The sequence below is a fragment of the Sarcina sp. DSM 11001 genome (assembly GCF_900101015.1).
Lineage (GTDB): Bacteria > Bacillota > Clostridia > Lachnospirales > Lachnospiraceae > CAG-791.
Genome location: NZ_FNFZ01000002.1, coordinates 196500 through 220437, shown reverse-complemented (window position 1 = coordinate 220437; position 23938 = coordinate 196500). Strand labels below are relative to the sequence as shown.

The 23938-nt window shown below is 52.4% G+C and carries 20 protein-coding genes; 9 read left to right on the top strand and 11 right to left on the bottom strand.

The window, feature by feature from the left end:
* Positions 1–280, top strand: a 280-nt coding sequence (gene tnpA, locus BLT02_RS01800) for an IS200/IS605 family transposase (RefSeq protein WP_092991150.1), incomplete at its 5' end; no start/stop codon positions are given.
* Between the two features lie 542 nt (positions 281–822).
* Positions 823–1902 (top strand): FxLYD domain-containing protein, encoded by a 1080-nt coding sequence (locus BLT02_RS01795; protein ID WP_092991149.1) that lies wholly within the window; start codon positions 823–825, stop codon positions 1900–1902.
* Positions 1903–2254: 352 nt separating this feature from the next.
* On the opposite strand, the gene BLT02_RS01790 is transcribed toward BLT02_RS01795, so the two are convergent.
* Positions 2255–2725, bottom strand: a complete 471-nt coding sequence (locus tag BLT02_RS01790) for a hypothetical protein (RefSeq protein ID WP_092991148.1) — start codon at positions 2723–2725, stop codon at positions 2255–2257.
* A gap of 163 nt (positions 2726–2888) precedes the next feature.
* Here BLT02_RS01790 and BLT02_RS01785 point away from each other — a divergent pair, with 163 nt between their 5' ends.
* Positions 2889–4019 carry a serine/threonine protein kinase gene (locus tag BLT02_RS01785; protein ID WP_092991147.1) on the top strand — a complete coding sequence of 377 codons (1131 nt, stop codon included), beginning with the start codon at positions 2889–2891 and terminating at the stop codon, positions 4017–4019.
* A 27-nt stretch (positions 4020–4046) separates the two neighbouring features.
* Here BLT02_RS01785 and BLT02_RS01780 read toward each other — a convergent pair whose 3' ends face one another.
* The 6 genes from BLT02_RS01780 to BLT02_RS01755 form a co-directional block, all read right to left on the bottom strand.
* Positions 4047–4850: a hypothetical protein gene (locus tag BLT02_RS01780; RefSeq protein WP_092991146.1), complete on the bottom strand. Its 804-nt coding sequence runs from the start codon at positions 4848–4850 to the stop codon at positions 4047–4049.
* Entirely contained in the window at positions 4844–5539 is a 696-nt protein-coding gene (locus BLT02_RS01775; protein ID WP_092991145.1) for an ABC transporter ATP-binding protein, read from the bottom strand. Before BLT02_RS01775 ends, BLT02_RS01780 begins: the two co-directional genes overlap by 7 nt.
* A 121-nt stretch (positions 5540–5660) precedes the next feature.
* On the bottom strand, positions 5661–6107 hold the full coding sequence (locus BLT02_RS01770; RefSeq protein WP_092991144.1) for a GntR family transcriptional regulator: 447 nt from the start codon (positions 6105–6107) through the stop codon (positions 5661–5663).
* Positions 6091–6279, bottom strand: a complete 189-nt coding sequence (locus tag BLT02_RS01765) for a hypothetical protein (protein WP_092991143.1) — start codon at positions 6277–6279, stop codon at positions 6091–6093. Before BLT02_RS01765 ends, BLT02_RS01770 begins: the two co-directional genes overlap by 17 nt.
* 393 nt (positions 6280–6672) lie before the next feature.
* Positions 6673–8091 carry an NAD(P)/FAD-dependent oxidoreductase gene (locus BLT02_RS01760; RefSeq protein ID WP_347474855.1) on the bottom strand — a complete coding sequence of 473 codons (1419 nt, stop codon included), beginning with the start codon at positions 8089–8091 and terminating at the stop codon, positions 6673–6675.
* A gap of 99 nt (positions 8092–8190) precedes the next feature.
* The gene (locus BLT02_RS01755) at positions 8191–8679 is read right to left on the bottom strand and encodes a gamma carbonic anhydrase family protein (RefSeq protein ID WP_092991141.1); all 489 of its coding nucleotides are present in this window, start codon (positions 8677–8679) and stop codon (positions 8191–8193) included.
* A 290-nt stretch (positions 8680–8969) separates the two neighbouring features.
* Here BLT02_RS01755 and BLT02_RS01750 point away from each other — a divergent pair, with 290 nt between their 5' ends.
* Together BLT02_RS01750 and BLT02_RS01745 are read left to right on the top strand one after the other, a co-directional pair.
* Positions 8970–9905, top strand: a complete 936-nt coding sequence (locus tag BLT02_RS01750) for an AraC family transcriptional regulator (RefSeq protein ID WP_092991140.1) — start codon at positions 8970–8972, stop codon at positions 9903–9905.
* Positions 9906–10300: 395 nt separating this feature from the next.
* A complete protein-coding gene (locus BLT02_RS01745) occupies positions 10301–11104 on the top strand; it encodes a type III pantothenate kinase (protein ID WP_092991139.1) in 804 nt (267 codons plus the stop codon).
* Positions 11105–11318: 214 nt separating this feature from the next.
* Here BLT02_RS01745 and BLT02_RS01740 read toward each other — a convergent pair whose 3' ends face one another.
* The gene (locus BLT02_RS01740; RefSeq protein WP_092991138.1) at positions 11319–12137 is read right to left on the bottom strand and encodes an Mrp/NBP35 family ATP-binding protein; all 819 of its coding nucleotides are present in this window, start codon (positions 12135–12137) and stop codon (positions 11319–11321) included.
* Between the two features lie 735 nt (positions 12138–12872).
* Here BLT02_RS01740 and BLT02_RS01735 point away from each other — a divergent pair.
* On the top strand, positions 12873–14087 hold the full coding sequence (locus BLT02_RS01735) for an NYN domain-containing protein (RefSeq protein WP_242869669.1): 1215 nt from the start codon (positions 12873–12875) through the stop codon (positions 14085–14087).
* Between the two features lie 273 nt (positions 14088–14360).
* Here the strand turns inward: BLT02_RS01735 and BLT02_RS01730 are convergent, their stop codons facing one another.
* Positions 14361–15398, bottom strand: a complete 1038-nt coding sequence (locus BLT02_RS01730; protein WP_092991137.1) for an alpha/beta hydrolase — start codon at positions 15396–15398, stop codon at positions 14361–14363.
* 223 nt (positions 15399–15621) lie between these two features.
* Complete coding sequence (locus tag BLT02_RS01725) at positions 15622–18903, bottom strand: PAS domain-containing sensor histidine kinase (RefSeq protein ID WP_092991136.1); 3282 nt, start codon at positions 18901–18903, stop codon at positions 15622–15624.
* Positions 18904–19149: 246 nt separating this feature from the next.
* Between BLT02_RS01725 and BLT02_RS01715 the strand changes: the two genes are divergently transcribed.
* From BLT02_RS01715 to BLT02_RS01705, 3 genes are all read left to right on the top strand, one after another.
* Complete coding sequence (locus BLT02_RS01715) at positions 19150–19389, top strand: helix-turn-helix domain-containing protein (RefSeq protein WP_092991134.1); 240 nt, start codon at positions 19150–19152, stop codon at positions 19387–19389.
* Between the two features lie 293 nt (positions 19390–19682).
* Complete coding sequence (locus BLT02_RS01710) at positions 19683–20168, top strand: 23S rRNA (pseudouridine(1915)-N(3))-methyltransferase RlmH (protein WP_092991133.1); 486 nt, start codon at positions 19683–19685, stop codon at positions 20166–20168.
* A gap of 104 nt (positions 20169–20272) precedes the next feature.
* On the top strand, positions 20273–21583 hold the full coding sequence (locus tag BLT02_RS01705; protein ID WP_092991132.1) for a glutamate-5-semialdehyde dehydrogenase: 1311 nt from the start codon (positions 20273–20275) through the stop codon (positions 21581–21583).
* 37 nt (positions 21584–21620) lie between these two features.
* Here the strand turns inward: BLT02_RS01705 and BLT02_RS01700 are convergent, their stop codons facing one another.
* Positions 21621–23792, bottom strand: coding sequence for a CotH kinase family protein (locus BLT02_RS01700; RefSeq protein WP_092991131.1), 2172 nt, complete (start codon positions 23790–23792; stop codon positions 21621–21623).
* Positions 23793–23938: the final 146 nt, after the last annotated feature.

Below are 23938 nucleotides of genomic sequence, written 5' to 3'. Positions count from 1 at the left end.
GATCCGTGACATCTTCAGGGAAAAGGGGCTCGTGATCATGGAGTTGAACGGGGGGCCGGACCATGTCCATATCCTGTTTGAAGCTGACCCCTTTACCGCTCCCGGGAGTCTCGCCAACATAGTCAAGACGAAGACATCCCGGTTCGCGAGGAGGGAATACGGTGAGACTATCCTCAGGAAGTATTACTGGAAGCCTTTCTTCTGGTCGGACAGTTATTTTGTCACGACGGTCAGCGAGAATTCTCTCGCAGTGGTCCGGGATTACATCCGGAACCAGTAAGTTTCTTCTGGCATTCACCCACAACCATGCGGTGCAGCAGCTCCTATGGATGTGGTACTCTGCTGCTTCGCTTTATAGAACTATGTCGTCCATTAGACCGCCTCCAAATGAAGTCTGTGTGCAACGTTGCAGCCAGATTGCGCATTTTGCTTAGCTGCCGATACTGCTAAGATCTATTATACTCCTGGATAGTGAAAAGATGAGTACTGCGTCTCTCGGTAACCTCGCATAGAGTGGGCTCATCGTTCCATGGCGTCACCCTTGTACAGGATACCACAAGCGGCATCGTCTATGTAAAAAAAATACGGGGACGGTCCTTTTGTGTCTGTCCCCGTGTTTCCCTGCGCAAAGCTGCCTCCTTCTCCCGGCAGCAGGCTTTTACTGCAGATGCCTGGCCTCCAGATGCCGGTCGGGCATCCTTCTGAATCTCCCCTTCCTTACAAATTCCCACCTCTGCGGTGGGAACGATTGGGTCTGAGAATTGCTACAATTTTGAATTGTAACAGTTATTGCTTTTCAGATCATTCGATAAGGAGATCAGTATGTTTTGTCAGGAATGCGGTACAGAGTTTGATGGAAAGTTTTGCCCGAACTGCGGCGCTCCGGCAGGAGCCGCAAAGAGTACTCCTCCGGCCCGGCCGTCGGAAGTCCCTCCTGTTGTTTTAAACCAGTCGGACAACAGGAAAACGGAGAAAAGGAAGAAGAAAAAGGGGAAGGGGTGTCTTGTTCCTGTTTTAGCGGTGGCTATTGTTATTGTACTTTTCTGCATGGTTCTTGGCAACGGGTCCGGTTCAAAGAAAGATGCGGGGCAGTCGGGAGCCGTGAAACAGGCTGTAAACACCAAGGATCCCGCCGGCGGGAATTCGAATCCCGGGAAGGAGACTGCTCCAGATGCAGACACAGATCCGGAAAATGAGGAAAATGATAATATTCCGGAATCCGGCTCTGATTCAAGCCTGGGAGCAGGAGAAACACCGCCGGCAGAAGAACCACCGTCTGTCCCGGAAAAAGTAGTAGATTACAAAGTTAATCAGGAATTGTTCAATCATTATACGACCACTTTCGGATCACATCTGGCCGCAGCTTTTGTAGAAATTGAAAACACCGGGAACACTCCCCTCTATCTGCATGACGGGCAGTTTGATGTCGAGGACAATAACGGGCATCTCCTGACAACACAAACACTTGTCAGCACCTGTCCTGATGCGCTTCGCCCCGGGGAGACCGGTTATTTTTACAGTGACTATATTGATCTCTCTGATGTGGACGATTCAAACGGTCTTGTATTTGTGCCCCACTATAAAGTGGATGAGGCAAGGCATGAGATCATCGATTATGAAGTGAGTGATCTGGGAATAAGAGAAGATGATATGTTTAAGTGCAAGGTATCCGGGCGGCTCACGAACACGCAGGATGAAGAGATCAATCTTCTCTATGTCTATGTGATCTATTACGACAGCGAGGGCAGGGTACTCGGGATCTCCGGCACAAACATCACAGATGTTCAGCCCGGTGATACGACAAGCTTTGAACTCATCGGCCAGTTTTTCTATGACGGAGTAACCTATTCTGACATAGCGGAATACAAAGTGATTCCGAGGGCGTGGTACATGCAATTCTGATCTTATGGACAGTTCTCCGCGTTCTCGGCTGTCTAACAGCGTTTCATTTTCCTGTATATAACAGTATATAACAGGCATATTTCAGGCATATCTAAAAATTGCAGAGAAAACGCCACGCATCCTGAATCAATTGTTTCACACCAGTATACGGCATCGAACCTGAAAGAGCCCGGCCATGTACCTGCACATGACCGGGCTCAGCTTTTTTACATTTTTCAATTTGTATTTTTCAATTTGCTTCCGTTTTCCAGTTTGCTTTTTCCAGTCTGTTTGTGGCTTTTAATATGTATTTTTTATTTTTGTTTCCGTATTCCTGATTATTTTTAAATATGTTATTTACAGCTGCAGTTCTTCACCGCAGTTCTTCAGAGAGCTCTTCAGACCCCCACAGTTCCGGCTGTCCGTTCTGGGCAAGCAGACGGTTTATTTGGGCGAGGTCATTTTTTCCGGCACTGACCGCTGAGATGAGTACCGCGTCTCTCGGGAACCTCGCATAGAGAGGACTCATCCCATAGATCTTCAAGGCTCTCTGGGTCTCCTCAAGGGAAAAGGCCGCGCCAAGGCACAGCTTCAGCACAACGTCGCGCCGCCGCGTGTGTTTCTCACCTGATATAAGCTTGTATCCATACCCTTCTGAAATGTCCGCACGGAGGAAAACCTCCTGTAATTTCATTCCGTGAGCCCGGACACGTTCGCGCATATAGGAGGCAAAAGGATTATCCTGGGTCAGGATATCCTCCGCATTGCTGTCAAAGTATTCCCCTATCTTCCCGGGATGGGTTTTTTTCAAAATCTCAGTCAAAGTGTTTGTTGTTTTCTTCATTCAAAACGACCTGCAGGCATTCCTTTTCTTTTCTGACAAAATGTATCTTTCCCGTGTTACAATGAGGGTTGCAGGATAAAGAACGATCCTGCCCCGCTGATGCTTTTTTACAAATCCCGGGAGCGTTTCCTGACCGGATTCATCATTCCACGGAGGAGTACGGATGAACGCATCTGAAGCATATATACTCTCCAGCTATAAGGAGATTGCTGTACTGAATGCAGAACATGGCGTCACCCTTGTACAGGATACCACAAGCGGCATCGTCTATGTGAAAAAAATACTTACAATCTACAATGCGGAGGTTTACCGGACACTCAAAAACCACCCTGTCCCCGGAATCCCTGAAATCATCGAAATGATCGAGGAAGATGACCGCCTGATCGTCATTGAAGAATATATCGGCGGCCAGACGCTGCGTGCCATTCTGGACAATGGCAATCTCTTTCCGGAGGAAGAAGCTGTCCGCATCGTTGAACAGGTCTGTGTGATCATAAACGACCTGCACAGCGCGGATCCGCCGATCATCCACCGCGATATCAAACCCTCCAATATTATCTGCACTCCGGACGGAAGTATCCGGCTTCTCGATATGAATGCCGCCAGAAAAGTGGTCACAGGCAAATCCGAAGATACACAGCTCATCGGGACAGTCGGTTACGCGGCACCGGAGCAGTTCGGTTTCGGAGCCTCCACGGTACAGACAGATATCTATGCCATCGGTGTCCTTTTATGTGAGCTGATGACCGGGGTCCTGCCCAAAGAAAGGATTCCCCGGGGAAGGATCGGCCGGATCATCCGCAAATGTACCCGTCTGGACCCCAAAGACCGATACAAAAGCGTGCGGGATCTTCTGGACGCCCTGGCCGCAGGCCACGGATATTCTACCGGTGTCACATACTTTTCCCCCGGCCGCAGCTACTCCGGAATAAAGAGAAAATGGAAATATATGATCCCGGGATACCGCACCGGCAGTCCGGTCAATATCCTGATCGCGACCAGTGTCTACGCCTTTTTTCTAAGTGTTGTTATTAATCTGCAGGTAAAAGATATCCCTCCCGGCATAGTTTTGTGGGCTGTCCGGCTGGTCTTCCTGATCTTCGGACTCGGAATTTTGTTTTTTACCGGCAACTACCTCAACATCTGGGACCGGCTGAGGATCAGCCGGATCAGGAATCCCCTGATCCGCCTCTTTGTGGTTCTCCTGATCGACGCGGTCCTCGTTGTCGCCATGGTCTTCGCCATGGTCCTTACGGCTGTCGCCATGGGGGTATACAAATCAAAATATTTCTGATTCCAGATTGCCTTACTCCAGATTGCCTTATTCCAGATTCAGCTTTCTGTCCAGGAAATACCAGGTCAAATAACTAAAGACCACGATCAGGACCAGCGCCATGCAGACTGCACTGACCTGGACGGGGACCAGGCTCTCCTGCCCCGTCTGCGTCATAATGAATCCCGGCAGACCGGTTTGAATACCGATATTGACAAGCAGGCCGCTCAGGATCCCCTTGATCGTGTTAATGCCGAAGTAAGTAAGGACGCTCCCCAGGATCCTGTGAGAGGACCACTGATGGCCGATAGCCAGGGACGCATAGATCTGCATCAGCATGGCTGTAAAAGAAAGGACACCGACAACTATCCAGAGGAATAATGATCCCATCCCGTTAACCATCATCTGCACATCCAGCTCCGACAGCTTTATTCCAAGTATTCTGACTGCCCCGATGAGGTCCCGGTAGGGAACAACCGTCACAGCCAGGATCAGGCCGGTGCAGAGTGCTGTCACGCTTCCCAAAAATGTCCAGATCAGGGATGCCAGGATCTTGGACAGGATCAGCTGGTGAGTCCCGACAGGAAGGGAAAACATCAGATAACCCTCATTGCCGAGCAGATTCTGGTAAAATCGCTGGACGCAGAGGATTCCCGTCATCACCATGGTGGAAATGATCAGTACGGAAAATATCATGATGACCGTCGCGCCGAAAAAATTGTTATAGGCTTCTTCGGGCAGAAACCGTACCCCGAGCCCGATCAGAAAAGACATCCCCAGTGTCGCCGCGTAGAGGGGCAGAATGATCCGCCCGAACGCTTTCATTTCATATCCAATCAGTTTTGTCAGCATTTGTACACCTCCCGGAAATATCCATCCACGCTCATGCCTGTCCGCTCCCGCAGAGCATCCGCATTCTCATGAAGCTCGATATGGCCCTGTTTCAAAAAAACGACCTCGTCCAGGACAGGCTCCACATCAGCGATCAGATGGGTGGAGATCAGGACCAGCGCGTTCTCCGAATAGCTGCTGATGATAGTGCGAAGGATATAATCCCTGGCTGCCGGATCGACACCGGCGATGGGTTCATCCAGCAGATACACGGACGCCTTCCTGCTCATGGTCATGATGAGCTGAACCTTCTCTCTGGTACCCTTGGACAGCTTTTTAAAAGTCATCCGGGGATCGATCCCCAGCGATTCCAGCATCTGCCGGGCTCTGTCCGGATCAAAATCCTGATAAAAATCCATATAAAAATGAAGCAGTGAATCTACATTCATCCAGGAAGGGAGAAAATCCCTGTCGGGAAGATAAGAGACCATCCCCTTCGTCCAGGGACCTGGCTCTGCTCCGCCGATCAGGATCTGCCCTTCCGTCGGCGTCAGCATATGCTGCGCCAGCTTGATCAGGGTCGTTTTTCCGCTGCCATTGGGGCCGACCAGTCCGACGATCCTGCCAGGCTCCAAAGTCAGATCTATATTGTCCAACGCCGTAAGATTCCCATATTTCTTGGTCAGATTTCTGCATTCCAGTACCGACATTTCACTCTGCCTCCTTCTCTGCCCTAATCTTATTCCCTGGTCTCCGGAGCCTTTTCTGTCTTCTTTTCGGGCTCCATTTCGGGCTTTGTCTCTTTTTCAGGCTTTATCTGCCTTTCAGATATCAGCTCTCTTTTGGCTTTATCTCATTTTCAGGACTCAGCTCTCTTTCGGGCTTTGTCTCTTTTTCCGACTCTGCGGACAGGAAATATCCTGATGCCCACGCATCCACCGCAGCACGAATTTCTTCTCTGCCCATACCCAGGTGTGTCAGACGCGTACACAGCTCATTAATGATTTCCTCGCTGAGGCTCCTCCTGATTTGGCGGAGAGCCTCTTCATCCTCCGTGACGAAACGCCCGCTGGTCCTCTGTGAAAAGACAAGGCCGTCCCGCTCCAGCTCCGCAAAAGCACGCTGCATCGTATTCGGGTTGACACCTGCCTCCAGCGCCAGTTCCCTGACCGGGGGAAGCTTACCTCCCGGCGGATAAGCACCGCTCGCAATCTCCGTCCGCATTTTCCTCAGGATCTGCAGGTAAATCGGAATCCCGTTTTCAAACTGCCATTTCATCTTCTCCTCCATTTGGACCGCCCGTCTCTGATCCGCCCTCGGTCTTCCTTTTCTGTCTCCTCAGAAGCATCCCCGGTCTTCCGGTCTTCCGGTCTTCCGGTCTTCCGGTCTTCCGGTCTTCCGGTCTTCCGGTCTTCCGGTCTTCCGGTCTTCCGGTCTGTTCTTTTGACATGAGACTTACAAACTCTTACGAGAGGAACGGAAGTAATGTTTTACACATTCTATGTTGTATTATTTAATTAATACAATAGGATAATAACATGGATTGCAAATTGTGTCAATGCATTAATACAATAAACAATCACCTGCATATAGCGCAAACAGCATATAAAGCAAAACAGCATATAAAGCAAAGGACATAAATTGTCGTTTGCTTTATATGCTGTCACGAAATCAGTGATTGACAGGGAAAGCGTTTTCCGGTCTGCTGCGTAAACTCCGCCTGCGGAGGCAGCGCCTCTGCAAGCACAGTCTGCTTATTTCTTACGTTCTCCCCAGAATGTGGTCTGCCACGTAGACTCCGCTTGCGGAGGCAGCGCCTCTGCAAGCACAGTCTGCTTATTTCTTACGTTCTCCCCAGAATGTGGTCTGCCACGTAGACTCCGCTTGCAGAGGCGTGGGAGAGGGAGTGGGTCACTCCGCTTCCGTCTCCGATGACGTAGAGGCCCGGGTGGTTGGTCTCGAGGTTTTTATCGAGGCGCACTTCCATGTTGTAGAATTTAACTTCCACGCCGTAGAGCAGGGTATCGTTGTTGGCTGTTCCCGGAGCAATCTTGTCGAGGGCATAGATCATCTCTATGATGCCGTCGAGGATGCGTTTGGGCAGGACCAGGCTCAGGTCGCCGGGAGTTGCCTGGAGGGTGGGGCGCACAGTGCCCTCCTCGATGCGGGAGACGTTGCTCCTGCGTCCGCGGGCCAGGTCACCGAAGCGCTGTACAATGACTCCTCCGCCCAGCATATTGGAGAGGCGGGCGATGCTCTCACCATAGCCGTTGCTGTCCTTGAAGGGCTCGGAAAAATGTTTGGAGACCAGGAGGGCAAAGTTGGTGTTTTCTGTCTTCCTGGACGCGTCTTCAAAGCTGTGGCCGTTTACCGTGACGATGCCGTTGGTATTTTCATTGACCACGATTCCGTTGGGGTTCATGCAGAAGGTGCGCACGCTGTCCTCGAATTTCTCGGTCCGGTATACGATCTTGCTCTCATACAGTTCGTCCGTCAGGTGGGAAAAGACCACTGACGGAAGTTCGACGCGGACGCCGATATCCACGCGGTTGGACTTGGTCGGGATCTGGAGTTCGCGGCAGGTCTTTTCCATCCACTTGCTGCCGATGCGGCCGACGGAGATGATCAGGTATCTGGCCTCGGCCGTGCGGACAGTGTCCGCTTTTGTGGAGGCACCGGAGTAATAGATCCTGTAGCGGGGGGCAGTGCCGGCCTTTTTTTCGGAGAGGACCTCAATGTGGTCCACCGGAGAACTGAAATGAAAATCAATGTGGTCTTTCATTTCCGCGTACAGGTTTTCCAGGACGACATAATTGATATCCGTTCCCAGGTGACGGACAGAAGCATCCAGGAGCTGGAGTTTGTTCTGAATACACTTTTTTTTGAATTCCGTCCCCGCAGTGGAATAAAGCTTTGTGCCCTCTCCTCCGTGTTCCAGGTTAATGTTATCCACATACTGCATCAGCTCGATCGCTTTTTTCTTCCCGATATATTCGTGGAGCGTGCCGCCGAAATCATTCGTGATATTGTACTTGCCGTCGCTGAAAGCACCCGCCCCGCCGAAGCCTGACATGATGGAGCAGCTCTTGCAGCGTATACAGGTCTTTATTTTTTCTCCGTCGATCGGACAGTGCCGCTTTTCCAGCTCCGTCCCCGCTTCAAATACTCCCACCTTCAGGCCGGGGCTTTTTTTCATCAGCTCATAAGCGGAAAAAATACCGCCGGGACCGGCTCCGATTATGATCACATCGTACTTCATCAATAGTCCTCCTAATCTGCATTAAACGGAACATCTATTGCCTGGTTTTTATATGTCTCCTTTTCCGGCAGAGACAAGGCAGGCGTTTTCCTGCATTGCTGTTTATCTTCCCTCCCGCCGGTATTCCTCTGCGAGAGTGACGTAGAAATCCGCATTGTCGCGGATATAGCGTTCGTTTTCTTCCGAAACCTTTCCCGAAACTTTTGCCGGGTTTCCAATGGCGACACTTCCGTCAGGAACCACGGTTCCGCGAGTCAGGAGGGCTCCCGCTCCTATAATGCAGTTCTGTCCGATCACGACTCCGTTCATGATGACAGCGCCCATGCCGATCAATGTGTCGCTGCCGATCGTGCATCCGTGAACGATAGCGCCGTGGGCGATCGTGACTCCGTCCCCGATCCTGACCGGGAAATTTCGTCCCGCGTGAATGACCGCATTATCCTGTACGTTTGTCCGTTCACCGATCCGTACACCACCGTCATCTCCACGGATGACCGCATTGTACCAGACGCTGCTCCGGGCGCCGATCGAAACCTTATTGACCACTCTGGCTCCCTCGGCCAGAAAAACGCTCTCGTGAATAGTCCTCATACCTGCGTTTATGACCTCCTGTTCGTTTTTTCTGTCTTTTTTATTATATAACGGAGGGGGTTTTCCTACAAACGGTTTCATCAGTACAACCGGCAGAACAGCCGCCGCAGGACCGCCCCGGTTCCCGTCTTGACAAGCCCGTGGTTTGTGATAAAATTTGTGACCTGGCCGGAGATAATGACTTCTGTCCTGAAACCGGTGAAATAAAGATTTTAAAAAACGGATGTAAATGCAAAATTGTATATAAAAATACTGTATGAGCATCTACTGCTCTCACGGGGGAATGAAGTATGCTTCTGGAAACTGATTTTAACTCCAACCGGGAGGAAAAAGTGGTATTAGAGATAGACAGGGAACAGCAGGAAAAACTGCCCATTGATATGTCTTCTTTTCCATTTATGTTCAAAAAAAATGTACTTGATGAAAAGCTGGGCAACACTGTCCCGTGGCACTGGCACAACGTTTTTGAACTCAACTATGTTCTGGAGGGGGAACTCCTGTGGAAGACGCATGACTCTGCAAACATCGTCCGCAAAGGTGAACTCTTATTTGTCAACAACGGCGTGCATCACACCTGTATGACAGAAGGCGGAAACCACTGCGTTTATTACACCATCCTTTTTGACATGCATCTGCTCTCCGGCATGTACAACAGTGTTTTTGAAGAAAAATATTTTCTGCCTGTCATGCGCAATGAAGATCTGATCTTCTGGCATGTGAAACCCGATTCTCTGCTCCATCTGAGAATCATCGAAAATGTGCTGAATGTAGTGGAGACAGGAAGAGAAGAGACCTTCGGTTATGAATTTAAAGTGAGGGAGCTCCTGGGGAATTTCTGGCTTCTTTTTCTCCAGGATACGGAAAAAGTCCGGGAGAACGCTGTGCCCCGCAGCGCTGCAGACCTGGAGCGTCTCACACTCATGACGCGCTTTATCCGGGACCACTGCACTGAGAAACTGACTCTGGAGGATGTCGCCTCCGCCGCGGACATCAGCACCAGGGAATGCACGCGGTGCTTTAGGCGCGGCCTCAACTCCTCTCCCATTGTCTACCTGACTCAGACACGTGTCCGTCTTGCTGCGCAGATGCTCACAGAGACCACCAAAAGTGTCATTGAGATCAGTGAGGACTGCGGCTTCAGCTCACCGAGTTATTTCAGTAAAGTCTTCCGGGAGATCATGGCCTGCACGCCCAAGGATTACAGGGCGCAGAAAGCAGTCGGCTGACACCGCCGGAACCGCAGCATCCAACGGCGCCTGAAGCGCCTGAATCGTATGTCGGACTCTCCTGTCTGCACTCTTGCAATCACACTGGTTCCGCACTAAAATGGGTAATAGCAGCCCCGGTTCCGGGAGGAGGGCGGCCCTGCGCTGTCCGGCCGGTATTCAGAGCAAATATATGAGAGAAACCGTTGATATACGCGGCCGCCGGGGTGCACCTGTCATATAGCTGCAGTCGTCTCAGAACCCGTAAGACCATATCTTCTGAGAAGCTGTATTTACAGGTCGATCAGTCTTTGACCAGCTGCAGAGTGGTTTTTGCGTTCCTTTGAAACAATGTGTTCTTTGCGCAAACCCCGGGTTGAGCTGTGCCATGAAAGGTGCTATGAAAGGAGGGGCCCATGATACTTGCCATTGATACCGGCAATACCCATACTGTGATCGGATGTATCCATGCAAATGGTGAGATCGTCGAAATCATGCGTATTGAGAGCAATCTCTATAAGACGGAGTATGAATATGCCGCGAGCATCAAGCTCGTCCTGGAGCTCAATGGCGTAGATCTGTCTGAGATCGAAGGCGCCGTGATCTCTTCTGTCGTGCCGCCCCTGACAGTGGTCCTCAAAAAGGCCGTCAAGATCGTCACCGGTGTCGATTCCCTTGTCCTCGGAGCAGGTGTAAAGACAGGACTTCCGATCGTGATCGATGATCCGGGTACGATCGCTGCCGATCTGGTCGCGACCGCTGTCGCCGCAAAGGAATATTACCCGCTTCCCTGCATCATTATTGACATGGGGACCGCAACGACTGTAACTGTTGTGGACTCCAAGGGCCGCTATATAGGCGGAGCCATCCTGCCCGGCGTCTCACTCTCCATGAACGCCCTGACCACGGGTACTTCCCTGCTTCCCAAGATCGAGCTCACACCTCCGAATAAGGTGATCGCGAGCAACACGGTGGAATGTATGAAATCAGGAATCATCTATGGCGCTGCCGGGGCGATCGACGGGGTACTCTCCCGCTTTACAGAAGCTCTTCAGGCCGGCGGTGATGAAGAGTGGAGCATTGTCGCGACAGGAGGTGTCGCGGGTACGATCTGCCCCTGCTGCAGACATGACATCATTCTGGATGACAATCTTCTGCTGAAGGGACTGCATATTATCTGGGAAAAGAACCGCAGGAATAAAAAGAAGGACAACAGATAAGCCGGACACTCCTATTTGCGGACATATCAAAACTCCCGGTGTGTATCCTGAACCGGTACACATCGGGAGCTTTATATTTTTCAGATAAGCATTGCTGATATCAGATCAGCATTTTTTAAAATTCCTGGAAGCGTTCCTGGAAGCGTTTCAAAATGCCCACTGGTATTTCAACTGCCGGCAAACCGGGCAGCAGGCAGTCAGCAGGCCGGGAAACTCAGATCTTGGGAAGAACCGCTTCAAGGCCGTCCATGAAGTTTCCGTCGTAATATTCGATCTTACCTGTATCGCAGGCCGCAGCCATGGCCGAATCGATCGGAATGCGGGCAACTACCGGGATTCCTTCTTTCTTTGCGGTCTCTTCTACATGACCGCTGCCGAACATGTGGATCTCTTCACCGCAGTGAGGACATTTGATATAACTCATGTTCTCGATCAGTCCGAGGATCGGCACATTCATCATCTTTGCCATTGCGATCGCCTTGCTGACGATCATGCTGACAAGGTCCTGGGGCGTTGTGACGATCAGGATCCCATCCACGGGGAGGGACTGGAAGAGGGTCAGCGGGATGTCGCCGGTTCCCGGAGGCATATCGACAAACATGTAATCCACCTCTCCCCAGGCAACATCGGTCCAGAACTGCTTCATCGCTCCGGTGATCACGGGGCTGCGCCAGATCACAGGCTGAGTCTCGTCCTCCATCAGCAGGTTCATGGACATGACCTTGAGACCGGTGATCGACTGGGCAGGGAATATCGTAGTCTCATTTGCGCTCAGATCCCACGGGTGAAGGCCGAACATCCTGGGAATGCTGGGTCCTGTGATATCTGCGTCCAGGATTCCTGTGGCATAACCCTTGCGGGCAGCCCAGAGAGCAGTCATAGCCGTGACGGAAGACTTTCCGACACCGCCCTTACCGCTGACGATGGCAATCATCTTTTTGACATGGGATCCGGGATTGGCCTCGACCTTGAAATCAGGCTGAGGAGGAGCCATTTTTCCTGTGTTTGACTTGGGTGTATGATCGTTGCTCATTCTATATTTTCTCCTTTCGGTGATTTATCCTGTCAGTGATCAGGAAACTACCAATCTTTTAAATGCGTAAATTGCGCAGCATGAATTTCGAATGCGGGGAAACAGCCCGGGAAGCTGTCATTTCATGAAATCATTTTTTTCACTGTCATCCCCTCAATGAATCGTTTATAATGCAGATAAGACCAGACTGCCTGAACTTTCGTCGTATTCCGGCAGCCTGCCGTATTCCGGCCTACCTGTCGTATTCCGAAGACCTGCCGCATTCCGGCCTGTCGTATTCCGGCGGTCAGCCTGTCGTATTCCTTCAGGCCTGGAATCGTCCGGACATCAAATCGCGCACCTGTATATCATAGCGAAAACTGCTGTGGATTTCAACCGGAGTTCAGAAAAACGATAGATACCCAATACCAGCCGTTACTGTCCACGCCCCCTCGAAGGGCGTGGACATGTAACGCTTGCGCGCGGCGATTCCAATACGCTTCGCGTGCACCGCGCGCCGTTGAACTCGGGTTTTTCGCGAATAAGCCGCGAAAAACGCCTCGAGTTTCGAGCCGGCATGTACTGTAACTACCAGCCCTATAGCAAGCCCTTTGGTTTCCCTTTAGAGACCACTGGGCAAGGGCATCGGTCCTGACCAGGGAATGACTTGCAGCCGGGTACCGTTTTCTGTTTCTCTCACTTGTTTCACCACACCCCTTTTTAAGCTGTCCGGCTTATATGGAAAGGATAATAAAAATGGACGACATTAATATCGCCATGCTCATTGATGCAGATAATGTAAGCTCGCGTTATATTCCGGGAATCCTGAGTGAGCTTTCCAAATATGGAAAGGTCACTGTACGCAGAATGTACGGTGACTGGTCGCAGGACCGCCTGCACTCCTGGCTCAGCCGGGCCTCGGGCTATTCTCTGACTCCGGTCATGCAGCCCAATAATACTCCCGGCAAAAACGCTTCCGACATCGGTCTCATCATCGATGCCATGGACATTCTCTATACGGGCGACGTGCAGGGGTTCTGCATCGTCTCCAGCGACGGGGATTTCAACAAGCTGGCCACCCGGCTCCGGGAGGCGGGAAAAGTCGTCATCGGAATGGGCGAAAAAAAGACGCCGGAATCCTTCCGCGTCTCCTGTGAACGATTTTTTTTCCTGGATGTCATCAATGACAGCGAAAATGACGATGATGTCGTCTCTGCTTCAGGACGCCGACAGCGTGCATCCCGTAAAAAGAATACCGCTTCCGCCAGTGATTCCTCCGGCTCCGCTTCTACGGGATGGGTCGGAAACAGTCTCCCCGGATTCCCAATCAGCAGTGCGGGCAGAGGTTCCGGCAGTACTGATCCCGGCGGACGGCGCAGAAGGGTTCCTTACGCGCCGGCGCCTGTCGAGCCCGTACCTGCATTCGCGGCTGTTTCCTACGCGGACGGAAATGACGGTTTCCTCTCCGACAGCGCCTACAGCTATGGCAGCGACCAGGACGGAGAGAATGATGAGCACCTCTTTACCCCGCCGGAGGTCATCGAAGCCACGATCGTCAAGATGATCGAGGACAACAACGCTGAGGGCAAGGAAACCGGCCTCGGTGAGATCGGTTCGCGCCTTGTCAAGATCTTCCCTGATTTCGACATCCGCAATTATCACTACAGCAAGCTCTCGGAGTTTCTCAAGGATCTCCGCTCCCTGTCCGTTGAAAACCGCGACAACGCGGTCTGGGTCTCTCTGAGCAGCTCCCCCGACTCGGACATCGAGAGCCAGATCCTCAAGATCTTTGAAAATCACCACACAGATGACATGTACATCAGCACACTGAAAAAAGAACTGGAGGAGGTCAACGAAAGGCTGGACGCAACGATCCGAAAAAGCGGCGTGACGCGTTTCTCTGTCTACCTCAATCGTATGATCCCCTCCGTCAGGGTCAATGGCCGTCATGTCATGCTCCGAAAGGACTGAGCAGGAAATACCGCAGGTACTCCCTGCGCGGTGGACTATTATAATAATTGCAATCATGACGTCAAAAAATCCCATTCCGGCACTGCTTCGCCTTGTTGGAATGGGATTTTTACAGGTGTTTTTTGCAGCGTTATTCTTGCAATGTTATTTTCGCAGCCTTATTTTTGCAATGTTATTCTTGCAGCATTATTTTCACAGCCTTATTATTGCAATGTTATTCTTGCAGCCTTATTTTTGCAGCACTATTTTAGAAATGATTTTTGCAGGTTACTTTCAGGAAAGCGGCATCCCGCGGGCGTGCAGGAATCTTTCCACTTTGGACCAGTAGGTCTCGGGATCCACGCATACGGACATCACATGTGTTGCTTCCGGGATCCAGAGAAAAGCTTTCGGACAGGCCGCTGCTTTGAACAGTACCGGCATCATCTCCGAAGGTACAAACCTGTCTGCCTGTCCATGGATAAACAGCGTCGGTGTGCTGGATCGGGCAACTGCTTCGACAGGAGATGCCTTTGCGATGTCATAGCCCGCACGGATCAGGGTGACGCCCCGCAGGGCCTCCAGAAGGATCGGAGCCGGGACGACCGCATCTTTTTCCTTCTTGTAAACAGCGGTAAAGATATCCATAGCCGAGGTATAGGACGCGTCTGAAATGGCAGCCACGACCTGGGCGGGGATCTTCTCTCCAGTGGTCATCAGGATAGTCGCAGCTCCCATGGAGATCCCGTGCAGGATGATCCTTGCGTCCGCGTCTCTCTCCAGGATCCAGTCGATCCAGCGGAGCAGGTCCCTTCTGTCATCGTACCCCATCCCGACATAGTTGCCGTCGCTCAGTCCATGCCCGCGCAGATCCGGCAGCAGGACATTCATCCCGTACTGCTCACTGTAGACTCTCGCGTAGAGCCCCATGCTGACCGAAGTATCCGCGTAGCCATGAACACAGACTGCATACCATTGGACATTTCTGTCCTGAGCGGGGATAAAGTTCGCGTGAAGCTGAAGCGCGTCATCCGAGCGGATATAGACATCCTCCCGGAGGGGATGTTCCTTCACCCATCTGCGGCCGGCGACATAGTCTTTTTGCAGCGGATCCTTGTCGATACGTGGATCATGTTTTTTGGGCGTCATTGCATATTTATAAAAATGTGCGGCCGCACCGGCCAGGGCGCCTGCTCCCGCGCACAATCCTGTAAAAACAGCCAGATCCATCGCGCTCTTCAGGCCATTCCCGACACTTCTGATCACTCCCTGGTCTGCTTTATCTTCTTCCCGGCGGGTCTTCTTTTTTCCATTCTTTTTTCTGTTATCCATAATAATGCTCCATACTGCTCCGTGCTTGTACTCCGTGCTTGTACTCCGCGGTTTACCGCAGGCATGATGGCTTTGCTATGCCTCCGGCTGGTTATGTGCTGCCGGTTTTTTCTCTGAATTGCCGTCACTGCCGGTTTTTTCCAGATGAATATTCATTGATCAAGGGATGATCCAGGAAATATTCATTGATCAAGGCTTACTGATGAATATTCCCGGGTCGTATTTATTGATGAACACGCAGGGAAACGGTCAGCAGAAAACGGGTTGACCCTTCCCGGCTGCGCGCGTGAATACTGCCGCCCATCAGAGCGGCCGCCTCCCGCGCCGCAAAGAGTCCTGAGCGGACCACGTTGTCATTCTCCGGGCTTTTTTCCGCTTCAAAAATAGTCTGCATTCTGTCCGCAGGGATTCCCTCGCCGTTGTCCTCGACACGAATATGCAGGTTGACCCGTCCCTCGGACGGTCTGTCCGCCCTGACAAGGACAGCGATCCTGCCGCCCCGCTCTGTGTGGGCGATCGAGTTCTCCACCAGGCCGCACAGGGCACGCTGGAAGAGTCCCCGGAAACCTGCCACAGAATCCGGGAGCCGGCTTTCCAGGTTCAGTCTCAGGAAGATTCCCTTTTCCGCACAGGCCATCCCTTCGTAGATCATGATGTTCTGTAAAAAGCTCTCCGGTGAAAATACCTGTTCCCGCAGAAGGGAAAACTCAGAAGCGGCGTCCAGAAAATCCTCCATGAGCAGGCCGATGTTCTCACGGCCGCAGCGGATCTGATAACCGTATTTTGTATCTTCACGGCTGGCCCTGATCTCTTTTGCCTCCTGCGGAGTCCTGACATAGGAAGAGGCTCTGTTCATAAGTCTCCGAAGCCTGTGCTTTGCCTTGTCCGATTCCCTCACACGTATTCTTTTTTCTGTATATAGATCTCTCTCCTCAGCAGTCATAAGCTCCGATGCCGCCGGCTGCTGAAGGAAAAACTCCAGGTCTCCTGTAAGGCTCTGTTGAGCCTGTCCTTTTGCCGCTTCCTGTGTCTGGAAAATCTGCCGCGGCGCAGCCAGCATGGCGGAGCCGTACACAGCGGCTGCTGCACCCGCTCCCCGGCCGCTTCCGCGCGGAATGCTCCCCGGGATCAGAACAGCCTGATCAAAGCTGCCTGAAGAACGGACTGGACTGTCAGTATCCAGCCCGATCGTAGAAAAAACTGTGAGAGGATCGTTCTCAGTCATCCAGTCCCCGTCAGCAGGTATGTCTGCAGGCGTATGACCGGCCATCCGCGGAATTCCCTGAGTTTCTTCTTTTCTGAATCCTCTCTCTTTCCCGGATCCTTCCTCTCTTCCGGATTCTTTCTCTTTCCCGAATGTTTCCTCTTTCCCGGATCTTTCCTCTTTCCCGGATCTTTCCTCCAGCAACAGGCGCCTTGTTTTTTCCTCCTGGAGCTGGTCCTGGAGAAGTCTGTTCCTCTCCTGAGCCTCCTTCAGCTGTTCCTCCAGGATCCGGCGCGCGGCTTCCGCGTCCTTTGCCCTCTGTTCTGATTTTTCCATTTCCGCGGAAGAATATCTCTGCGCTTCCTCTATTTTTGCGGCCGCTTCTTCCTGTGCCGCAGCCAGGCTCTTCTCTGCCTCCTTTACCCTGCGCTCCATTTCGCTCTGAAGACCGCGGATCCGCATGGAGGCATCTGTCCTGGCCTTTTTCAGGTCTTCCTTCAGCCTGGTTTTCTCCACGCCGTTCTTGTCGAGTCTCCGGGCCATGATCGCGCTCCGGTTCTTTTCCTCCACGAGCTGCCCTTCGATCCTGGCGATCTCCTGTTGATATTTTTCCCCGGCTTCCTTTGCCGCAGCGGCAAGCTCGCTCTCCCTGCGTGCCGAGGCCTCTCTGGCCTTACGCAGTTCTTCGCGAAGCTGGTCCTGACCGGCACGGCCCATCTTCATGGCGCGGTCTATGCGGTTCTCTGTATCCTGCTGCTGTTCTTCCCGGTCAAAATAAAACAGGAACAGCCGCGTGGCGCCCTCCGCACTTTTTATTTTTCTGGCTGCCAGCTCCAGCCGCAGTGACTTCCCGTCCGGCCTTCTCATACGGAAAATTCCGCAGGAAACCGCCCTGCCCGCTCCCGCTTTTTCCGGCTGAAAAATCGGGGAATACAGAAGCCTGTCCCGTGTGATACTGGTCATCTCCAGCCCGTAAAACGGATCCTGGAGGATATTTCTGGTAAAAGCGCTGTTTGAGACACCGAACATGGCGGGAAGGTTCCTGCTCAGATAAAAGACCCTGCTGCTCTTTTTCTTTTCTTTTCCGCTCCTGGAAGCCCCGTTGTCCGGACTCCCCTGCTCTTTCCCCGGCAGCTGTTCCGGATCACCTTCCGCCTGCCCTTGCTTCGTCCCGTTCAGAGGACTCAGACTGACCGTATCCGAATCTTTTGACGGATTCAGGTTTATTGTATCCGATGTTGTATCCGATGCTTTCGCAAAACTGACCGGACCGACTGTTTCCGCCAGGACAGGCGCAGCCGCCCCGGATGCATAAGTCCTGCTTTTTGCCGCGTCTTTTTTCTTTCCCTTCCGGTAGACTTTGACATCACTGTCGTCGGAAAGCTCCTTCTTTTCTCCGTCTGGTCCTCTGTCTGTTTCCCCGGATACGGACGGATTTTTTTCATCAGCATCCTGCGGCGGATACTCGATCACACAGATCCCTTCAGGGACCTGGCGCAGGATCTCGGTCACCGAGTCGAGACGGCCCTGAAGCCTGGCCGCCGTCAGTTGAAACCCGGTCGTCTCCTGGAAAATACAATAAAACACGGTCCCTCCGTCTGCCTGAAAAACCGGAGATCCCGTCATTCTGTAATAAAAACTGTTCCCATCCTTGCGATATACCCGGAGATTGACAGCCAGACTGCCTCCCTTTTCCCTCGCCTGCCCGATCTGGCTGTGGATCCTCTCCCGGTCCTCCTCCGAAGTCATAAAAAACGGATTCCGGCTGACTGCCCGGGCAAACTCATCCTCCCTGTAGCGCAGTTTACGGGCGAAATACTCATTATAAAAAATGGCCTCTTCGCGGCGGCCGTCCAGACACGCGAGGATCATCACACCGCAGGGCAGGTTCATGACAAATTCCCGAAGCTGCTCGCTGCCGTCCCGCTCTGATTTTTTTGAAAAATGTAAAAACGTGATCTCCAGACGTCTCCCCCGCCTGCAGATAGCCATGGAACACCGCAGATGAAGTGGCTTATCCTCTTCCCTTGATACAAGATTGATCTCGTATGCCACCGTCATGATATTATCCGCGCTCGGAGAACTCTTGATCGAGACCAGATCTACATATCTCGATTCCCCATCTTCTTCGATCTTCTTTCTGAGAAACGAGAGCACAGCTCCCTCCGAGAGAAAATGGTGCATATTCTCCGGTGTGATCCAGACCAGATCCCCTGCAAGCATGCCCTGACAGGCGTCCGCGTCACGCTGATCAAAAAATGTATGTAAAAATTCCTTACCGAAATCAATAGGTGTTTCCATGGTTCCATTATAGCAGAGAAAAGAATGGATGTGCGCATAACAATGAGACAAGCACGTACAAAAAAACGACAATCCGTGCCCGCTGCGTCAAGGTGGACCGGTACTGGTCCCGCCAATGCTGCAGATTTATTTATCTTTATAGTTGGGGTTATACCTCTTGTTCACAAACATGCAGGATTCAAGACCCGCCCGAGGATATTGCGCGATGAAGAATAAACAGGCAGAAAAGACGAAAGGAGCAGATACATGCAGCATAGGACAGGAAAATGGAATGAACGGATCCGGATACTCAGAAAGCAAAGTAAATATTCCCAGAAAGAGGTCGCCGGACTCCTGAAAATCTCACAGCGCACCTACAGCGATTACGAAACCGGAAGACTCCGCATACCCCTGGAAAGGCTCATCCTTCTTGCGAGGCATTACGACTGTTGTATGGATTACATCTCAGGGGCCGGCAATGTTCACAAATCCTTCCCGCAGTTCTGAATGCAAACACCTGAATGCAAACACTTGAATGCAAGCACCTGAATTTAACAGGCTAAATGCAGACAGCCTGATTGCAGACAGCCTGATTACAAACAGCCTGAATGAATGCAGACAGCCTGATTGCAGACAGCCTGATTACAAACAGCCTGAATGAATGCAAACAGGCTGATTGCAGATATTCCTCAATTGTATTTCCGCCCGCTTCCTGTTAATATATACCGTACGGAACCGTCCACTGTGCGGCAGGGCAGTCTGCCGTTCCGACCGCCGGCTATAGGATATTTCTCATCACTATGATTAAAATACTATGTATCGGAAAAATGAAAGACAAATCCCTCCAGGCTCTTTCGTCAGAATATGTCAGACGGATCTCCGCCTTCACCAGGGTAGAGATCATTGAGGTAAAGGATGAGTCCAATGCGCACGCGGAGCGGGAAGCCGAAGCTTCCCGTATAAAGGATTCCGAGGCAGAGCGGGCCCTTGGCCGGCTCCGGGATCCCGATCTGGTCGTCCTGCTGGATCTGGACGGACGCATGTGGGACAGCGAGGGATTTGCCTGCAGACTGAAGGACTGGCAGCAGCTGGCAGGACAGAAGGGCGGAGATCTGGTCTTTGTCATCGCCGGTTCCCTCGGCCCCGGAACCGCCCTGAAAAAAAGGGCGGATCTGCGGTGGAAACTGTCTGACCTGACCTTTACCCACCTGATGACGCGGGTCCTGATCCTCGAACAGATCTACAGGGGATTCATGATCCTGAATGGAAGGACCTATCATAAATGACGTGAATAAATGATGTGGAAAAATCAAAAAAATCAGGAGCTGTTCTTGAATCACACCGGTCAGTTCCTGATTGCTGATCACATACCCCCGGGAGGAGGAAATTTATGGATATTCGAGAAGAAGCGAGAAAAATGAAACTGGCTGCGCCTGTCCTGGCGGCATCTTCTGCAGACCTTCGCAATGCAGCCCTGCAAAAGATCGCGGATGCGCTGAAGGAAAAGAAAGAAGAAATCTTCGCAGCAAATTCCCAGGACTGCCGGGCTGCTGAAGAAGACGGGATCTCTTCTGCTGTCATGAAGCGTCTCTATTTCAATGAGGCTAAGCTGGAGGATGTCTGCAGGGGAATCGACCAGCTGATCTCTCTTCCGGATCCGGTCGGCCGTTCTCTCCTGCGCCGCGAGCTTGATAAAGGACTGGTCCTGGAGAGGATCAGTGTGCCCATCGGTGTCATCGGCGTAATCTTTGAAGCCCGCCCGGATGCCCTGGTCCAGATCTCCACGCTCTGCATCAAGAGCGGCAACTGCGCGATCCTCAAGGGAGGGCGTGAGACCGCCCGTACAAACCGCGTGCTGTTTTCGATCATTCATGACGCAGCCGTCTCGGCCGGCCTTCCTGATTCCTGCCTTGTGCAGGCAGAGCTCCACAATGAGATCGACGAGCTCCTGCAGTGCGAAAAGGATGTCGATCTGCTCATCCCCAGGGGCTCCAACCAGTTTGTGCAGTACATCATGAACAATACAAAGATTCCTGTCATGGGTCACGCGGACGGAATCTGCCACATCTATGTGGACAGGGATGTGGACGAGGAGATGGCGGTCCAGGTCATTATCGATGCCAAGACCCAGTACACCGCAGCCTGCAATGCGGTCGAAACCATCCTCGTACACCGCGAGATCGCTCCGGTCTTCCTGCCCCGTCTCGCCCGCTCGCTCGCAAGGGCCGGTGTCAGGCTCCGCGGCACTCAGGAGGCAGAAAACCTGATCGCGCGTTCCTCTGAGACTGCGGCTGAGATCAATGCCATGGACATTATGAGCGAAGATGATTTCCGGACGGAATACCTGGACATGATCGTCTCTCTGAAGGTCGTTGCCGACGTCGAGGAGGCGATCGATCATATCAATCGCTATGGTTCCCACCATACAGATTCCATCCTCACCAGAGATGACGCCGCCGCTGAACGTTTCCTCCAGATGGTCGATTCGGCAGGTGTCTACCGCAACTGTTCCACCCGCTTTGCCGACGGCTTCCGCTACGGCTTCGGCGCCGAGGTAGGGATCAGCACCAGCAAGCTCCACGCCCGCGGTCCTGTCGGTGTCGAGGGCCTGGTCACCTACAAATATACCCTCCGCGGAAACGGCCAGATTGTCGGCGATTATGCCAGCGGCCGCAGTCAGTTCCACTTCCGGGATCTTTGATCCTGCCTTTATTTTACTGCCTTTATTTTATTTCTTTTTATTTTATCTTTTCCGAGAGAGCACGCACTGTCACGGGGCCGCTGATCACTACCGATCTGCCGTCCCCGCCTGACAGTGCTTTTTCTTCTGCCGGTTTTCCGTCGATCTCCCAGCCCGCAAACCGATAGCCTTCAGCCGGCTCCGCTGTCACTGTAAAGGAAGTTCCGCTGTAGTATTTATTGGACCAGCTCTGTCCGGGCCCCACCATCATGTTGTTCCAGGTGACGGAGATTCCCTGGTCTGCCTGGATCTCAACAGGATATCGTTCAGAAAGCCCCATGTACTTTTTGATATTCTCCCGATAGAGGCCTTCTTTTTCCCGCACGTTGTTTTTGGTGATCTCGGCGGTCCGCTCCATCTCTGTCCAGAACTCCCGGCCGTAGTCCCTGATATACTCGTCCTTCAGCTCTCCGTAGAGACGGTCCAGAACCGCGCAGGCATGCCCCGGCTCAAAGGCCGTCCGGAGGAGGTCCTCCACATAGGTCAGGAAGGTATCCCTGTACCTTGTGCAGGACATCACATGATAAAAAGTGTTCCCTTTATCCTTCATCAGATAGTCGATCAGCTCAGCGGACCACCGGGTCGGATCACCGTGGAGATCATTGGAGAGGATCTGGTCCATGTCCTCGACCAGAAAACGGATGCGGCCGTCGGAATACGGATTTTCCGGATTCTCTTCGCCGAGATATCTCCAGACCGTCACGTTGTTGTAGGGCCAGTCGGCATTGTTAAAGAGGACCTCCAGGGCAAAATAGAAGAGGTAATTGTCCATATCCACCGCCGCTTCAAGCGCCCTCTGGTTCTTCTGCTGAGTCAGGTCCGCTGTGAACAGTTTGATGATCTTTGTCCTGGTATAGACATCCACATCGCTCCCGCTGTATTTTTCGATTCCGTCCGGGACATTCAGGCCGAACAGCCGGCATACATAGTCCTTCGTTGTGCTCGGGGTCAGGTCACAGACTGTATAGAAGTCCCCGTTCAGGAACATGACACCCAGGCAGTTCTGCGGCAGTCCAGGGAAGCCCGCTTCGTCCGTAAGCTCCTTTGCATATTGATTGCGGACGCTGCGGATATGAAACTGAGGGATCCCGTGGGACCGGAATTTGATCTTCTGAAAGGCATCAATGGAAGCATCCTGGTCAAAAATATCCAGGTGGAAATAGTCGTCAGACGTCCCCTTTTCTTTTGAGGCCTCTGCCCGGAAGGTCCTGGTGGGAAGGATCCGCGAGCTGTAACCGGCGATAGAGAGGCCGGTGTCCTCCTCGAGGAGCACTTCTCCGTCCGGAGAAAACAGGGTCACGTGACCGTTCTTGATCCAGTCATCCCCATTCTGGTAAAAATTGCCTGCCCGGTCCGGCCGGACTCCGTTTTTCACATCTTTTTCATAATGGCTTCCGGGGATCATGATCCCCAGGTCATAATCGAAAAGATTGAATGAATCCGTCACGACACTGGCGACATAAACATCATAGCGGCTCTTCACCCCTCTGCCTATCACGTAGGTCCTGGTGACAATGGGGCTTCTGTCCTCCCCCTGGACCAGGCAGGCGCGGATGGGGATCACCCGGATCCCGTCCTCTTCCCGCTCCGGGCGCAGCCCGCTGTCGGCGGCCGCGGTCCATAATGACTTCTGCCAGGCTTCTCTTCCCTCTTCAAGTCCGGGCCTGATCTCTTCGCCGTTCTCCGGTTCTTTCTCCTCACCGGCTTTCTGATCCCCGGCTTTCTGAAGGTCCTGAGCGGATTTCTGCTCCTGAGCGAGCCGGGTTGCTTCCGCCTCAGCATCTGCCTGCTGGATGACTTCCTTCTTTTTTTCCTCCGTGCGCGCAGCTTCCGCCTGAAGCTCCTCGATCACATCTGACAGATCGATCCCGCCGTCATACAACCTGCTCTCATCAGTGGGCTCGTCTCCATTCACTGTATAGCGGATCTCTATGCCGTCTTTTACGGGAATGCTGCTGTCCGGTTCCAGGGTAAGTGTGAATCCCTCCTCATAAAAGCCGCTGTCCGCACTGAAAGTGAGCGGGGCGCTGTCCAGTGCCTGCAGGGCTCTGTACAGGGTCCGGCTCCGGTCAAACCGAATATAAACAAGCAGGAGAAGGAGGCACAGTCCCGCTGTCATGGCCGACAGAATAATAACAGTCCTGGTCCTTCCGGTATTTTCTCTTCTCATAAGTCTGACTTCTCTTATAAGACAACGGGACGGTAAGACACCGTCCCTCTGCCTATGTCAAAAATCTATTGTGCCGTCTTGATCATTGTAATTATAAAGGCCGGATTGTTTTTAACTTAAAAATACTGCCCTTATCGCTGTCCCGT

Coding starts and splice junctions, on each gene's coding strand:
- BLT02_RS01715 (WP_092991134.1), top strand. CDS start 19,150: ATGCAGCATAGGACAGGAAAATGGAATGAACGGATCCGGATACTCAGA.
- BLT02_RS01725 (WP_092991136.1), bottom strand. CDS start 18,903: ATGGAAACACCTATTGATTTCGGTAAGGAATTTTTACATACATTTTTT.
- BLT02_RS01730 (WP_092991137.1), bottom strand. CDS start 15,398: ATGGATAACAGAAAAAAGAATGGAAAAAAGAAGACCCGCCGGGAAGAA.
- BLT02_RS01780 (WP_092991146.1), bottom strand. CDS start 4,850: ATGCTGACAAAACTGATTGGATATGAAATGAAAGCGTTCGGGCGGATC.
- BLT02_RS01710 (WP_092991133.1), top strand. CDS start 19,683: ATGATTAAAATACTATGTATCGGAAAAATGAAAGACAAATCCCTCCAG.
- BLT02_RS01775 (WP_092991145.1), bottom strand. CDS start 5,539: ATGTCGGTACTGGAATGCAGAAATCTGACCAAGAAATATGGGAATCTT.
- BLT02_RS01765 (WP_092991143.1), bottom strand. CDS start 6,279: ATGTCAAAAGAACAGACCGGAAGACCGGAAGACCGGAAGACCGGAAGA.
- BLT02_RS01795 (WP_092991149.1), top strand. CDS start 823: ATGTTTTGTCAGGAATGCGGTACAGAGTTTGATGGAAAGTTTTGCCCG.
- BLT02_RS01735 (WP_242869669.1), top strand. CDS start 12,873: ATGGACGACATTAATATCGCCATGCTCATTGATGCAGATAATGTAAGC.
- BLT02_RS01705 (WP_092991132.1), top strand. CDS start 20,273: ATGGATATTCGAGAAGAAGCGAGAAAAATGAAACTGGCTGCGCCTGTC.
- BLT02_RS01755 (WP_092991141.1), bottom strand. CDS start 8,679: ATGAGGACTATTCACGAGAGCGTTTTTCTGGCCGAGGGAGCCAGAGTG.
- BLT02_RS01750 (WP_092991140.1), top strand. CDS start 8,970: ATGCTTCTGGAAACTGATTTTAACTCCAACCGGGAGGAAAAAGTGGTA.
- BLT02_RS01745 (WP_092991139.1), top strand. CDS start 10,301: ATGATACTTGCCATTGATACCGGCAATACCCATACTGTGATCGGATGT.
- BLT02_RS01740 (WP_092991138.1), bottom strand. CDS start 12,137: ATGAGCAACGATCATACACCCAAGTCAAACACAGGAAAAATGGCTCCT.
- BLT02_RS01770 (WP_092991144.1), bottom strand. CDS start 6,107: ATGAAATGGCAGTTTGAAAACGGGATTCCGATTTACCTGCAGATCCTG.
- BLT02_RS01700 (WP_092991131.1), bottom strand. CDS start 23,792: ATGAGAAGAGAAAATACCGGAAGGACCAGGACTGTTATTATTCTGTCG.
- BLT02_RS01790 (WP_092991148.1), bottom strand. CDS start 2,725: ATGAAGAAAACAACAAACACTTTGACTGAGATTTTGAAAAAAACCCAT.
- BLT02_RS01785 (WP_092991147.1), top strand. CDS start 2,889: ATGAACGCATCTGAAGCATATATACTCTCCAGCTATAAGGAGATTGCT.